Origin of the sequence: Brunnivagina elsteri CCALA 953, assembly GCF_002289455.1 — a bacterium.
Taxonomy (GTDB): domain Bacteria; phylum Cyanobacteriota; class Cyanobacteriia; order Cyanobacteriales; family Nostocaceae; genus Brunnivagina; species Brunnivagina elsteri.
In genome coordinates this window covers 1-15,119 of the sequence record NZ_NTFS01000142.1, presented here as the reverse complement: position 1 = coordinate 15,119, position 15,119 = coordinate 1, and the positions used below count along the sequence as shown (strand labels likewise).

The 15,119-nt window shown below is 38.6% G+C and carries 9 protein-coding genes; 4 read left to right on the top strand and 5 right to left on the bottom strand.

The genetic code is table 11. From position 1 onward, the window contains the following. The 4 genes from CK510_RS14040 to CK510_RS14025 form a co-directional block, all read left to right on the top strand. The coding region (locus CK510_RS14040) for a tetratricopeptide repeat protein (protein WP_143289302.1) at positions 1-456 on the top strand (456 nt) is incomplete at its 5' end. Positions 457-676: 220 nt separating this feature from the next. Continuing rightward, the gene (locus CK510_RS14035) at positions 677-1,105 is read left to right on the top strand and encodes a hypothetical protein (RefSeq protein WP_095722292.1); all 429 of its coding nucleotides are present in this window, start codon (positions 677-679) and stop codon (positions 1,103-1,105) included. A 106-nt stretch (positions 1,106-1,211) separates the two neighbouring features. Next, a complete protein-coding gene (locus tag CK510_RS14030; RefSeq protein ID WP_095722291.1) occupies positions 1,212-5,888 on the top strand; it encodes an nSTAND1 domain-containing NTPase in 4,677 nt (1,558 codons plus the stop codon). A 159-nt stretch (positions 5,889-6,047) separates the two neighbouring features. After that, positions 6,048-6,902 (top strand): tetratricopeptide repeat protein, encoded by an 855-nt coding sequence (locus tag CK510_RS14025; protein WP_095722290.1) that lies wholly within the window; start codon positions 6,048-6,050, stop codon positions 6,900-6,902. Between the two features lie 46 nt (positions 6,903-6,948). On the opposite strand, the gene CK510_RS14020 is transcribed toward CK510_RS14025, so the two are convergent. From CK510_RS14020 to drmB, 5 genes are all read right to left on the bottom strand, one after another. Next, a complete protein-coding gene (locus CK510_RS14020) occupies positions 6,949-10,230 on the bottom strand; it encodes a tetratricopeptide repeat protein (RefSeq protein ID WP_444876497.1) in 3,282 nt (1,093 codons plus the stop codon). A 288-nt stretch (positions 10,231-10,518) separates the two neighbouring features. Beyond that, entirely contained in the window at positions 10,519-11,442 is a 924-nt protein-coding gene (locus CK510_RS14015; protein ID WP_245912141.1) for a DUF1822 family protein, read from the bottom strand. A 46-nt stretch (positions 11,443-11,488) separates the two neighbouring features. After that, entirely contained in the window at positions 11,489-12,166 is a 678-nt protein-coding gene (locus CK510_RS14010; RefSeq protein ID WP_095722287.1) for a sigma-70 RNA polymerase sigma factor region 4 domain-containing protein, read from the bottom strand. Between the two features lie 252 nt (positions 12,167-12,418). Further along, positions 12,419-13,228: a DISARM system phospholipase D-like protein DrmC gene (drmC, locus tag CK510_RS14005; RefSeq protein ID WP_095722286.1), complete on the bottom strand. Its 810-nt coding sequence runs from the start codon at positions 13,226-13,228 to the stop codon at positions 12,419-12,421. Then, a partial coding sequence (gene drmB / locus CK510_RS14000; RefSeq protein WP_342745960.1) for a DrmB family protein occupies positions 13,225-15,119 on the bottom strand: 1,895 nt, incomplete at its 5' end. The genes drmC and drmB, both read right to left, overlap by 4 nt.

The following is a 15,119-nucleotide window of genomic DNA, read 5'->3' as shown; positions in this document are numbered from 1 at the left end:
TACAGCAATCGAGGTGTTCTTTACAAAGAGAAGAAGCAATGGGAATTAGCACTTGCTGATTACAACAAAGCCATTGAGATTAATCCTCAGGATGCTGGAGCTTATAATAATCGGGGTCTTCTTTACCAAGAGAAGAAGCAATGGGAATTAGCACTTGCTGATTACAAAAAAGCTATTGATCTTAATCCTCAGTTGGCTATTGCTTACTACAATCGGGGTCTTCTTTACCAAAAGCAAAAAAAATATAATTTAGCCTTAGCTGATTTTAACAAAATTCTTCAACTTGCTAGCCCAGAGTATCCTGATGGTTATTTCGGTAGAGGAATGGTTTATGCACTCATGGGTGAAAAACAAAAAGCTATTCCAGATTTGCAAAGAGCAGCGCAACTTTTTAAATCTCAAGGCAAAACTGCTGACTATGAGCAAGCAATGAACCTTTTAAAATCATTACAATAATTGTGAAAAATAACTCAGGTAGAAGCATTATTTATTTTACTTGCTACTACCTGAATCTTTTCTCAAAACACTTCATCTATTTTCCTTGCTTCAAAAATAATCAACTTTTGTAATTCTCTCCCCCTCCTGCGTAAAATCACTTACTCGCAACAGTAATAGGAATAGAAGCAATCAAAAACGTTGCATCACCTCGAATAAAAATTTAACAAGGGGAAGAATTATGTTGAAAAAAATCACTGCATCTCTGTTAACTTCCGTTGGTTTACTAACCCTTAATGCAAATCCTTCACTAGCAGAAAACACCCTTAATTTTACTAATCATCAAACCCTTTATCCTTCAACTTGTGCTGTCGTGATTGAAGGTGAAAGATATGAATGTGATTATGCAGTTATGGGAGCTTTTGATGATGCTAGTGCCAATATTAAATTATGCAGCGAGGACGCTTGTATAGTCCTCATGCTTTCTCCTTACCAACTGGCTAATGTTGCCAATGGAGAAGAATTTCGAGTCAGACAAATAGCTTTACAGGAAGGTAATTCGGTTATTGCACGTTGGAATACATCTATGCGTTGCGATTTCACTGCTACTGGTATGGGATGTGTTGGGGAATCGGAAAGCAGGGGAGAAATTGCTGTTTATATGGAGTAGGATTTTTAGTAAATTTATGTAACAAATTCATGAATTTGCGTAAAATACTAGCTATTGAGCCGCAGTCTAAATGTAAGTATTTTTCCGGATAGGAGTGGTGACGACGATGAAAAAGTTGGTTGTCCTCAAGCTGGATGGTCAGTTGGGTGAGGGGGTTCGTGTTAGTTTGGAAATAGGTGAGGATGGTTTGCCTCCTTTTGTTGAACTGAGTGACAACCAATTAAGATTACCTCCTATCCCAACCCTACCTGAGATATATCAGCGTTGGTGCAGAAGTTATCGCAGTTTGGATGGACACCGGATTAAACCGAAAAAAGAGCAGATTTCTAATGTTAGGTTTAAATCTCTTAAGGATGAATGTGAGCAATTAGCTGATACTATCAAGCAGAATTTTCTTAGTTGGTTGCAAGCTGACTCATTTCGTTTGATTAAGGAGCAATGTTTAATCCATTTGTCTCCTGATGATGAGGTGCGGTTTATTATTCGCACTACCGATAATCAACTGCGGAAGCTTCCTTGGCATTTGTGGGATTTATTTGAGCATTATCCTTATGCAGAGATAGCCTTAAGTTCTAATACATCTCAACGTTTTACCAGAAAATATCGCCCTCATGTAAGAATTTTGATTATTTTGGGGAACAGTGATGGGATTAATGTTGCTGATGATGAGAAACTGTTAAAGCAATACTGTAAAAATGCAGAGTTAGTTGTTTTAGTTGAACCATCACCGTCAGAATTAAATGAGTATCTTTGGGATGAAAAAAGTTGGGATATTCTCTTTTTTTCTGGGCATAGTCGAACGGAGGAAAGCCAAGGAAGGATATTTCTCAACCGCAATGATAGTTTAACAATGCAGGATTTGCGGGAGGGGTTAAAAACGGCAGTTCGGCAGGGTTTACAGTTAGCTTTTTTTAATTCTTGCGATGGTTTAGGAATTGCCAGCGAGTTAGAAAGTTTGTATATTCCCCAAGTAATTGTGATGCGGGAACCTGTCCCGGATAAGGTAGCAAACCAGTTTTTGAAATACCTTTTTCAAGAGTTTACTGGGGGAAAATCACTCTATCAATCGGTAAATATTGCTCGCAAAAAATTACAGGGGTTCGAGAAAGATTATCCCTGTGCTAGTTGGTTACCTGTGATTGTCCAAAATCTATTAGAAACACCTCCTACTTGGCAGAGTTTGGGAGCAATTGCGAATTGTCCCTATCGTGGTTTAGCTGCGTTCCAGGAGGAGGACGCACCCTACTTTTTTGGACGGGAAGCTGTCACACACCAGTTAGTCAATGCGGTGAAGCAAAAACCTCTGATTGCGGTTGTTGGTGCTTCTGGTAGTGGTAAATCTTCGGTTGTGTTTGCAGGGCTGATTCCGCAACTAAAGCAAGATAGAAATAGGGATTGGCAAATTGTTGCTTTTCGTCCGGGGAATAACCCATTTGAGTCTTTAGCGATCGCTTTTAGTCCAATATTAGCTAAGGTTAACCCTTCTGGAAACGATTTAACCGCAGAAACAGAGGTGATAAATTTACCTAATTCTCCTCTGGAAACAGGAGATGGGGAAATTGGATTTGAAGATTCCCATCAACAAAAATTAGCAGAATTAGAATTAGAAGTAGATTTAAAAGCGAGTAATTTAGGGTTATTTAATGCTATTGAAACATTTATTCAAGATGCACCTAGAACCCATTTAGTTCTCATTGCTGACCAATTTGAAGAGCTTTATACCCTTTATCATCATACAGAAGAAAGGCAAATATTTTTAGATAATCTCTTGAATGCAGTTGATAAAGCTCCCAGTTTTACTTTAATTTTAACTCTACGAGCAGACTTTTATGGAGAGGCTTTATCATACCGTCGATTAGCGGATGCATTGCAAGATGCTCATATCAATTTGGGTGCAATGAATGCCCAAGAATTAGAAGCAGTGATAACACAACCTGCGGCAATTTATAATGTGCAGCTAGAGGAGGGGTTAACTCAACGTTTAGTTGATGGAGTTTTGCAGTCTCCCAATCATTTACCTCTGCTGGAATTTACTTTAACTCAGTTATGGCAAAAACAATATCAGGGATATTTAACTCATCAAGCATATACAGAAATTGGTGGTGTGGAAACTGCATTAGCAAACCATGCGGAAGAAATTTATGCTCAATTAAATACAACAGATAAAGACAGGGTACAAGAGATATTTATTCAGTTAGTACAACCGAGAGAAGCAAGTACAGATATTCGCCGTTTAGCGACTCGTGGGGAAGTAAAAGACGAAAATTGGGATTTAGTCACTCGGTTAGCGGATGCGCGATTGGTAGTGACAAATTGTAATCAAATTACAGGGATTGAAACTGTTGAAATTATCCACGAAGCATTAATTAAAAACTGGCGCAGGTTCGGACAATGGATGAGAATTGATGGAGATTTTCGCATCTGGCAAGAACAATTACGGGTAATAATTAAACAGTGGGAAAATAGCGATAATGATGTGGGAGGATTGTTAAGAGGAAAGCCTTTAATTGATGCGGAAGATTGGTTATTACAACGCAGTCATCAAATTAGCGATGATGAACAAAGTTTTATTAATTTAAGTTTGGAGTTACGAGAGAAAGAGGAAGAAGCTAAAAATGCTGCACGTAAGCGTGTTTTTATCTGGTTAACAGGTGGTTTAGTCACAGCTTTACTATTAGCTGGGTTAGCTGGATTTCAATGGCGACAGGCTGAATATCAACGGAGAAAAGCAGAAATTAATGAACTAAAGACTGTAAGTTTTTCGGCTAAAGATATCATTAAATCAGGAAATGATATTGGAGCATTAATTTCGATACTAAAAAATAGTCAATCTCTGGATAAATTAGATACTTTAGACACTAAAACTAAAATAGGGGTACTAACTTCTCTACTGGAAACTTTGCATCAAATTCGAGCATATAATCAGCTAGAAGGACATCAAGGTACAGTTACTAGCGTTAAGCACAGTCCAAATGGTCAGCTTTTAGCCTCAGCCAGCCAAGATGGTAAAATTAAGATTTGGCAGCGAGATGGAAAGTTAGTACAAACATTAACAGGACATAAACAAGGAGTTTTTAGCGTTACTTTTAGTAGTGATGGGAAGTTTCTCATTGCTGCTAGCTTTGATAATACTATTACTTTCTGGAGATATAATTCTCAAAACAATTTATTTGAGAAACGTCCTTTTTTAACCGTTACAGATACTGATACTAAAATAATCAGGTCATTTGCGTTAAGCCCTAATAACCACATTCTTGCTACTGGATATCAAAATGGTCAAGTTAAACTGCAAACATTAAAGGGTGAAAAGCTTCAAAAAAATCAGCAAGAAATTCAGGCACATAATGGCAAAATATGGAGTTTGAATTTTAGTCCAGATGGTAAAACTTTCGCCACTGCTTCTGCTGACAAGACAGTTAAAATTTGGAATCTAAAAGGAGAAGTTTTACAAACTTTCAAAAATCATACAGATGAGGTTTTAAGTGTTGTATTTAGTCCAGATGGCAAATTATTGGCTTCTGGAAGTAAAGATAAAACCGTTAAACTTTGGGATTTAACTGGTAAATTATCACATACTTTTGAAGGTCATACAAATGAAGTTTTAGATATCCGCTTTAGTGGGGATGGTAAATTATTAGCTTCTGCTGGTGCTGATGATACAGTCATAGTTTGGAGTAATCAAGAAAAATCAAAACAAGAAATTTATAATTTTAAAGGACATGGGGGTAAAGCATCGGAAGCTAGTTTTAGTCCAGATGGAAAGACTTTAGCCACTGCAAGTGCTGATAAAGCTGTTAAACTATGGCATTTGGATGGGATTTTACCGAGTTTTGAGGGAAACAGTATTAGTGTCAGTTCCGACAGCAAAATTATCGTGACGGGAAATCAACAAGGTGTGATTACCTTGCGACAAAAAGATGGAGGTTTAATCAGAAGTTTTAAAGCACATGAAACGGAAATTATGAAGGTACATTTTAGTCCAGATGGAAAGGTGATTGTTTCCATCGGTAAGGGTAATCAAATTAAACTTTGGAATTTAGAAGGGAAATTACTCAAAAGTTGGCAGGGACATGAGAGTAATAATAGCAGTAGTATTTTTGACCCTATCAAAGATATTAACTTCAGTCCAGATGGGAAAACTCTAGTTAGTATTGGGGGAATTGATCAGCAAGTTAAATTGTGGGATTTGTCAGGTAATGTGTTGCACAATTGGCAAGTTGATAATCAAATTATGACCAGTATTAACTTTAGTCCCGATGGGAAAACTGTAGTAACTGCGGTTGGTAAAGCAGTTCAAATTTGGAATCTGGATGGTAAATTATTATCAACATTATCGGGACATACTGGAATTATTGCATCTGTTAGCTTTAGTCCAGATGGGAAAATGATAGCGACTGCTGGTAATGATAAAACAGTGAAGCTTTGGGATATTTCTGGGAAGTTATTAAGAAATATACCCCATAGCGATAATGTTTACAGCGTTGGTTTTAGTCCAGATAGTCAAATTCTGATTTCCGCAAGCGGAGGTAATATTAATTTCTGGGGTTTGGATGGGAAGTTAATTAATAGTTTGCAAGCGGGAGAAAGTTCAATAACAGATGTGAGTTTTAGTCCTGACGGAAAGATGTTTACTTCTGTGGATATGAAAAATAATATAACTTTATGGAGTTTGGATATTGATAATTTACAACAGCTTAGTTGTAATTGGTTGCATGATTATTTGGCTAATAATTCTCATCTTAATGAAGATGAAAGAAGGATTTGCGATCATGTGTCTCGTTAAATTGATTTTTTGTTTGTAGTGAGGACTTCAGTCCTCAAAATAAGGACTAAAGTCCTTACTACGAACTGAAGATAATATGCAAGTTGCGTAACTAATGAATGATTCTGGTATAATTACTAATATAGCCGAACTGAAAATATACTTTTACTACTTAAAAATATGTCACGATTAAAGTTAGTTTTTACTTGCTTAAGTTTGGCTGCTCTTAGCAATTTTATTGTAAATGTTCCAAGTGTGAAAGCTTCTTCCGTAGCGGTTCAAGAAGTACAAACTAAGGCAAAGAATTTGTTCTATCAAGGAATAATTAAAGTTAATGAAGGAAATTATCAAGCAGCGTTAGAAGCTTTTACAAAAGCTATTAATATTGAACCTCGTTATGCTGAGGCTTATTATCGTCGCGGTTTAATTCATGCTAAATATCCTCAAAATCAGCCATTAAATGCTGATGGAACAGTAAAGGGTTGTGAAAGAATTGACACTTATCGAATTATCTGTCCGGTTTCAGTTCAAAATAAGGTTCAAGAAAATAAGGGTAAAGCAATTACCGATTTTACCCAAGCAATTCAACTGAATCCCCAATATACAGCAGCTTATCATCAAAGGGGATTGCTTCAAGAAAATGGGGAGAGTAAATTACAAGACTTGGAAATGGCGGTAAATCTTTATTATTCCAAAGTTCCGGTTTATTTGAAGGAAAATAAATATGAGACAGCAGCTAAAATTTTGCAGGCTGTTGAGGAAATAAATATTGCTAAAAAATCTGTGAATTCGCTGATGTTTGGGGTAAAGGCTCCGCCAAACAGAAATCCAATAGGTTCCTCAACGGATTCTCCTAATAAAAAATCACCTGAAGATTTAATTAATGAAGCTTTTCAGGTTTTGAATAAGGGTGATGTGCAAACTGCTCTCCAGAAATTGGAGGAAGCTGGGAGAATTTACCAGGAGAGGAAAGATGAGGGTAGATATCAAGAAGTGCAGAGGACGATTGCGGTGATTAAGGGAAAAGGTAAATAGGTAAATGGGATTGGATGTAGGATATGTTTACACCAATCCCTATTTTTTATTGTTGCAATTCCTTTAATAAATTCATAGCTATTTCATAATCAGCGATTTTGCCTTGAGCGTTAAAAATTTGGGCTGCTTGCTGTAAATCTTGAATGGCTTTTTGTTTGTCGCCTTTAGCAGCATAAACTAATCCTCTATTTCCGTATGCTTCTGCATACTGAGGATTAATATCAATAACTTTGGTAAAGTCAGCAAGTGCTAATTCCCATTTCTTCTGCTCTTTGTAAACATTACCCCGATTGATGTAAGCATCAGCATACTGAGGATTAACATCAATGGCTTTGTTGTAATCAGCAAGTGCTAATTCCCATTGCTTCTGCTCTTGGTAAAGAACGCCCCTCAGGTAGTAAGCTCCTGCAAGCTGAGGATTAATAGCAATAGCTTTGTTTAAATCAGCAAGTGCTAAATCCCATTTTTTCTGCTCATAGTAAAGATTACCCCGATTGCTGTAAGCTTCTGCATCTTGAGGATTAATATCAATGACTTTGTTTAAATCAGCAAGTGCTAAATCCCATTTTTTCTGCTCATAATAAATAGCACCCCGATTGTTGTAAGCATCTGCATACTGAGGATTAATCGCAATAGCTTTGGTAAAATCAGCAAGTGCTAAATCCCATTTTTTCTGATTGTAGTAAAGATTACCCCGATTGTAGTAGNATTGCTTCTGTTCTTGATAAAGATTCCCTCGATTGTTGTAAGCGTCAATATACCGAGGATTAATCTCAATAGCTTTGTCGTAATCAGCCAGTGCTAATTCCCATTGCTTCTGCTCTTGGTAAAAAAGACCCCGGTTGTAATAAGCCTCAGCATACTGAGGGTTAATATCAATGGCTTTGTTAAAATCAGCCAGTGCTAAATCCCATTTTTTCTGCTCAAAGTAAAGATTACCCCGATTTACGTAAGCTTCAGCAAACTGAAAATCAATATCAATGGCTTGGTTGAAATCAGCGAGTGCTAATTCCCATTGCTTCTGCTCATAGTAAAGAACACCCCGATTGTAGTAAGCTTTAACATTCTGAGGATTAATATCAATGGCTTTGTTGTAATCAGGCAGTGCTAAATCCCATTGCTTCTTCTCTTGGTAAAGATTACCCCGATTTACGTAAGCTTGAGCATACTGAGGGTTAATATCAATGGCTTTGTTGTAATTAGCAAGTGCTAAATCCCATTTTTTCTGCTCTTGGTAAATAATACCTCGATTGTTGTAAGCTTGAGCATACTGAGGGTTAATATCAATGGCTTTGTTGTAATTAGCGAGTGCTAAATCCCATTTTTTCTGCTCATCGTAAAGATTACCCCGATTGTGGTAGAATGCGGCGCGGGGATTGAGGTCAATTGCTTTATTTATTGCTGCTTCCGCTTCTGCGTATCGTTTTAAGTTATGCAATAATCCCGATTTTTGATTGTACAAGTTTGGGTTTTTTGGCTGGAGTTGAATTGCTTTATCTATTGCTACTAACTCCTTTTCTGGCTGCTCGAAGTGACGATAAATTATGCTTAGTGTTTTCCAAGCACCTACAAAGTCAGGTTTTAGTTTGGTTGCTGACTCTAATGGAGCTATTGCTTCTTCATATTTGTAACCCCAACTTAATGCCAAACCCTTGCCATAATAAGCTAAATAAACAAATGCTGGTTTCAGTTTGATGGCTTCATCAAATGCTGTGACTGCTTCTTGATGACGACCCAATCGCCACAGTTGATTTCCCCTTTCTATCCATTGACTGGCTGTAGCATTTCCTTTATCAATATCTGTTGATAATATAGCTGTGTGAATCCAAATGAATTGTTCGCCATTTAGTAGCGGTGCAGCATTAGTTTCTACTTTTTGCGCTTGCACTCCCAATCTTGTCGCTAACCCTAAAAATGTACTCACCGGAATACCTAAACTATAACCTAGTTGTACTTTTCCTTTACTAGTACCGCTATCTCCTGTTTTTTCGTCAAAGGCTTGTTCCCCTTCTGCACGTCCATGAATCCCTATCACTCTCCCCATAGAATCTAGTACAGGACCCCCACTCATGCCACCATAGGTGATGCTGCTGTAAACTAATTCATATCCTCCGGTTAAGTAACTTGCTGTTTGTAATTGGCTAGAACTGTTAGTTTGAAAATCTGATTGCCTAGATGTTAATAATCCAATTTCTTTACTGAAAATCTGCCCCATTGTTAACCGCCAAGGTGAATTATTCCCTAAATCGGGATAGCCAGCAGTCAAGATATAATCGTGATCATTGGGGTTATAGTTTGCTAGGGTCGCTACTTGGTAATTCTGATTAGGTGCAGTAAATTTAACCACCCCTAAATCTACGCCCTCTTCTGTTTTAATTGTGCTTTTCTCTACCGGATATGGTTTACCATCTGGTGCAATTATTTGATAGTTATGGTTCCCACATGGCTGGGTAGCATCTTCTCTTTCACATAGGACGTGCGCGGCTGTTAAGACTGTATAGGTATCCCCATTTTTAGCTATAATTATCCCTGAACCATTGCCCGTACTACTACTATCAATTCTGACGGTGATTTGTTTGGCTTTTTGTTCTAAGTCTCCTAACCATCCGGTTAATGGGGATGTTGTGGGTACGCTAGGTTGTGATTTTGGTAAAGGTAAACTATGAGCAGTCAAAATTTCCCCATTTACCTGTGCTAAAAAAGTAGAAGCAGGAATACCCCAACTCAACTTCCGCATTTCCTGAATTTCTGCCTCACTGGGACGGGAACCATTTTGATAAACATAACCACTATTTAAAATCGGATAAGCACCCCTACCATTAACCCCAACAATCATTCCCTGACTGCTAATAATTGGTCCACCACTCATTCCTTGCTCAATATCACTGCTATAACCAATTTGATAACCTTCCTTTAAACTTTGCCCAAGAACTTGTTTAACTTGCCCCGTCCGAAATACTATTTCACCCTTCTCCCCAGAAAATCCAGCCGCTAAAACTGGCATATCTTTATTGGGAACTACTCCTATCACATCAACAACGCAATAATTAGAATTACTTTTAAATTTCAATAGAGCCAAATCTGATTTTTCAAAATTTGTTTGTTTCACAATTTCTGCTGGATAAGTTTTCCCATCAGCAGTTTTAAGACTAATAGAATTCACACCTCTGACAACATGGGCATTCGTAAGAACTAAATAGGAATTACCTTGTTTACCAAGTAATGTTCCCGAACCACCATTATTATCTCCAGTAACTTTAACTGTGATTTTACTCGCAAGACTTTGTAACTCCTTTTCTGACAACAAATCTCCATTTTCTGCTTCCATTTGACAATAGGAACTTTCAGAAGCTGGTTGAGAAGAAGGATTAGAAGCAACTTTCAGGGCGAATGTTGGATAAGGTAAAAGTAGTAAAGTAGAAACAAGGGCGATAATTTTGTTCATTGTCTGTTCTCAATAGGTTTGTATTCAATCTGGAATTATTAAATTAAGTAAGTAGGCACAAGTAAACCTAACTATGTAACAAGATGTAAAAAAAACAAAACCCTTGTGATTGCTTCGTCGTACCTCCTCGCAATGACAGAAGTATAGTTATGTTTATTTACGCCTATCTACTTACACTTCAAAATCTTTAGTCAATATCGAATCACCAAAAGTAATAGTTATCTTGAATTTTTCTCTCAACTCAGCACTAAATTCCTTTTGAATCCAATTATCCTCATCCCTCGATGTCGCTTCCAAAATAGTTTCCCCAGATTCATCACTAATAATTAACTTCACCCCTTCCGGTAAAGTAATTTCTCCCATTGGATGAACTTGAATTAAAATATCAACCTCTTCGCTATGAGGTTCTGAGGTAATTTTAACCACCAAAGCCAGGGAAAGTTTATCAAGTTGCATTCCCAAATCAATTGCTTGTCCCCGCGTCACACTCATCTCTTGTTTAAAAGCCAATCCCAATTGTTGAGGCTGCAAAAGCTTATCAATATTTTCCCAACCACTATCAACCAATCCCTCTAACCATTGTCCTATTTTCACAATACTTGATAACTTTTCTTCCTGTCGAGATTCAACTACTTCCAACTCACTCAAATAAAGCAAAAAATCTGACAAAGATTGCAACTTATTGAGAGGGAATTCTGCCACAGCATCACGGGTAAACCCTAAAATATTTGCTGACTTTAAAGTAGAGTCTAATTGTACAGCCACATAACCAACCCTATCTTCCCAAACCTCTGGTGGAATTTGCAAAATATCAGCATCTGCAAAAACAGGACGGCATTCCAATTTGCCAATATTTTTGACTGTCAAATCAGCCACATCCATGATTATCATTGCTACATTATCGCGGCTATCACTCTCTTCCCAATCAGTTTTGAACCCCATACAACGTAGATAATTATCTACTGCATACAATGCCAAAGTATTTAAATAAACCTGTTCAGCTTTTGCTTGATTAGAAATACCTTGACGGCATTTTTGAGCAAGAGAATGAGCTTCAAAAGACAAAGGAACAGTGAAAGTAAGGGTATTAGTCATACTATTCATAAAATCTCCTGGGTTTGACCACTAGGTTAACAATCCTCTATATATATTTCTTAATGTAAGCAATTATTTTACGCACCCGACGCTGATAAAAACTAGAAGCTGTCGTCATGGGAACACCTAATTCTTCAGATATTTCCTTCCATTTCTTTCCTGATAATAATAATAGTAAAATTGCTTTTAAACTAGCTTGGGGATGCCCCTGAATTATTTCATTCGTCAAATAATTTTCTGTATCAACTTCTATTATCTGCTTAAGCTGTTCCTCATCAGATATTTCATCCTCTATAGTTAATTCTTCTTGAAGATTATCTAAAGATAAAACAGCAGACATTTCTTGATTTTTAGGAACCTGAGTCAGTCCTTTTTTCTTTTCCTTGGCAACCACATCCTCAAATCGCCAATTGAAAATTTGATTTACCCATGCCATCACAGGATACTGTGGATTATATTGGTTAATTCTTTCACAAATTTCTATCAAAGTTTTCTGCAAAGCCTCATTATAATAATCTTGATGATTAGGTAATTCCAACCACTTAGCTTGCTTACTCAATCGTCCAGAAAACTGAATAGCATTAACCAGTCGATTTAAAGCAATCCGTCGCTTTGCCCTGATAATAGGACTATCATCAGTAGCCGAAAATTGGTTTACCTCCTCGACAAGCTGCTGTAATTGCAGGTTGAGAGCGCTATCTCTCTCGTGAAAATCGTTGCTCATTAGTATTTCTGGTTACGCATGAGGGAATCTCTACTCTGGTATCTTCCCGCACCTGAGACTTTTACGCAAAAGCTGCTAATCTTTACAAAACTTTACTTAGGGTTTGCTGTACTGTGCAGTTCACATTCTTCAGATGGTGCTTATACTGCGAAAGGCTGAATATAGAACCCCTCTCCAAACCTCTCCCCGTTGACGGGGAGAGGCTTAATACCTGGATTTTTGTTCTTCAAAAAGTATATTTTCTAGCCATTTTTAGTATAAAGGTACAAGGAATTCCTGCTGAATTAAGCGATCGATATGTTCTGCTGCTTGATAGGCTAAATCTTCACCGTGAACTAGTAGTCCCATCTCCATATTTAACGTGAGAGCATATTCTGTCAGGTTAGCACTGGAAATAAACAGATGTTTTCGATCTGCGATCGCGCATTTAGCGTGTAGGGAACCATATCTTCCTTCTGCATCTGTGGGACGTTTGCTGCGTTGCCAGATAAAGATTTGCGCTTGTTGGATAATTTCTGCACCCAATGCTGTAGTTACCCCAAAAGGAATTTTACCCTCGCTAGATTCGGGGGTTTCGGCAATAATTCGCAGGGTGATTCCTTGTTTAATTGCTGCTGATAGGGCTTTGGCAATCTCTGGAATCTTGTAAACGGCAAAACTAACAAGAATTATTTCCCGTTGTGCTTCACGAATTAGTTGTAGCAACACCTGTTCTGTTCTGCGAAGTAGCATTCCCTCACTTGTGGGACCAGTCCACACCAACTCAACGGACAATTCATCTTTTGCTGCGATCGCACAGTAAGCTGCGGTGGATAATGCGGATGCGATCGCATGACTTTCTAAATAAATGGCTTCCCGACACCAAATTTCTAATAATTCGGCAACTAAACGACGAAAGCTAGGATTGTGCAGTTGTTTGAGGATTGATGCTTTCACTGTCAAATCACAATATTTTGCTGGGCTAGATACCAACAAATTAATCACAACTTCTAATACAGGAGGTGGAAGTTGTTGGGCACAGGTACGAATTTGAGACAATAACAGTGGTGGCAAGAAAGTCACATTTTTTCCTCTGCAAAAAATGCTAAATCAGTAGACGATACCGTGGAAATCAACACAGCGCGATCGAGATATTTATTGCCGCGTTCACAAGAAGTTTCCGGGCTAAACAGGCAAGCATGACAAGCTGCCCAATGCAGAGATGTAGCACCTTGAAAGGGGGTATGCTCTGCACATAAAGGGTCGGAAGCACACAACCGCATTTGTTCTAATGCTTGGTCAATGTGGTGGGAGAGGGTTTTGGGTTCGCCCAAGCTAACTAATCCTCCCAATGTACCCTCGCTATCGGGTGCGGCTGTATAAATTAGTATGCCTGCCATTGGTCCACCTTCTTCTTCCGGTCGTTTGGAGTAAATTCGCTCCTTTAAGCTGGCGGCATTATAACCGCATTCCAACGTCATTTGCCGCATTAAGGCGTGGGCAAAGGAATGTAGCAAAATGTAGCGCACACCAGGAAATTTTACTGCGTCTGGGTCGAGGGAACGGATTTTACACCATTTTTTATGGGCATCAAAGGCTTGATAGGCGTAATCTTGTAATACCTGTTGTTGTTCCCATTGGTGGAGTGTTGTTTCTTGAAATTGAATAAAAATTCCCTCACCTTTGACTTCGCTTGCGGGTACCCATTTAGGTTTGCTGCGACTCAAGGGAACTCGGTGTTCGGTGAGAATTTCTCCTGAATCAATGAAATCACCGGGGGATTGAATCCGTGTAAAGCCAATGAGAGCGCGAACTTCCCGCAACCTTTCTACCAATACTACTTGGGAAAAGTAATTTTCATAACCCGATGGGGGTTTTACTGGTCGGAGTTGAAAATCTGGGGTGTTAAGATTGGGGTCGGCTGCGGAAAATATTTCCCACTCAGGTGTTTTTAAATCCCTGACGCTTTCATCATCAAAATCTGGGCGATCGCTCTTTTGTTTTTGTTCGACTATCTTCCAAATTGTTTCCGATTTGTATTTAGATAAATCCTGAAGTTGACCCATTGCAAAAAATGCCTGTAGAACTGCTTCTAAAGCGTTGAAATTATTCGCTTTTCCCAAAATAGTCCAGTTTTGTTCCACCAACTGTTCTAATTGGTTGGAAGTAACGGGGATAGATAGGGCAGAAAGGGTAATGGGAAACCAGCTATTGGATGCACCTAACAAAATAGTTTTCATCTGTTGGTCGCAACTATCATCAAATCCACGTAGGTGAGGGTGACGAGCGCGACATCTGGGCATATTTTTTTTCCCAGCTTCACCAAAGGCATCGGACAATCGCCGTTCTTTTTCGCAGCCACTACATTTAACAACAATATCCGAAGGAGAGCCAGAGACACCATACTCCTCCAGCCTTAAAGGTCCTTTGCAGTCTGTATTGCCACGATGTACGAAATATAACCAAGGAAAATCATCTAAATGACCGCGATCGCATGACACTAGAAACCTGGATGGGATGGCTGTTGGGTCTTTTTTACTTTTAGGACAGTTGAGGTGTACATAGCGAGTTTGGTCGGGACGATAGGGATTTTCCTTGAGTTGAAAATAAGGATATATGGGATCTAGCAAGCGACATCTGGGGCACACCATCCATCCGGGAAAGGGAGCGACGGGAATTCCCACCCTGGCATATTCATCGAAAGGACTTCCAGAAATGGCATCTTCGGGAGGTATGGGAGGTGCGAGGAGTTTTTTGACTTGTTGACCCAATTCGCGGCGAATGGCTGCTAGGAGGCGTTGTTCTCCTAATTCCACTGCCCCCTGTTGGGTATTCCAATCCTCCAAACCCATCACCATCACCGAAAGGTTGGGTAAATCGAGTACAGCACCAACACCAAAGGAAAATAAAATCTGGCTGGGTCGCAATTCGCCTACTTTGTATTTATAGTTAGACTGGCTCATATAGTTTGTAG

What these genes read in the sequence shown, in the direction of transcription:
- CK510_RS14035 (WP_095722292.1), top strand. Translation starts at nt 677, where the DNA reads ATGTTGAAAAAAATCACTGCATCTCTGTTAACTTCCGTTGGTTTACTA.
- CK510_RS14030 (WP_095722291.1), top strand. Translation starts at nt 1,212, where the DNA reads ATGAAAAAGTTGGTTGTCCTCAAGCTGGATGGTCAGTTGGGTGAGGGG.
- CK510_RS14025 (WP_095722290.1), top strand. Translation starts at nt 6,048, where the DNA reads ATGTCACGATTAAAGTTAGTTTTTACTTGCTTAAGTTTGGCTGCTCTT.
- CK510_RS14015 (WP_245912141.1), bottom strand. Translation starts at nt 11,442, where the DNA reads ATGACTAATACCCTTACTTTCACTGTTCCTTTGTCTTTTGAAGCTCAT.
- CK510_RS14010 (WP_095722287.1), bottom strand. Translation starts at nt 12,166, where the DNA reads ATGAGCAACGATTTTCACGAGAGAGATAGCGCTCTCAACCTGCAATTA.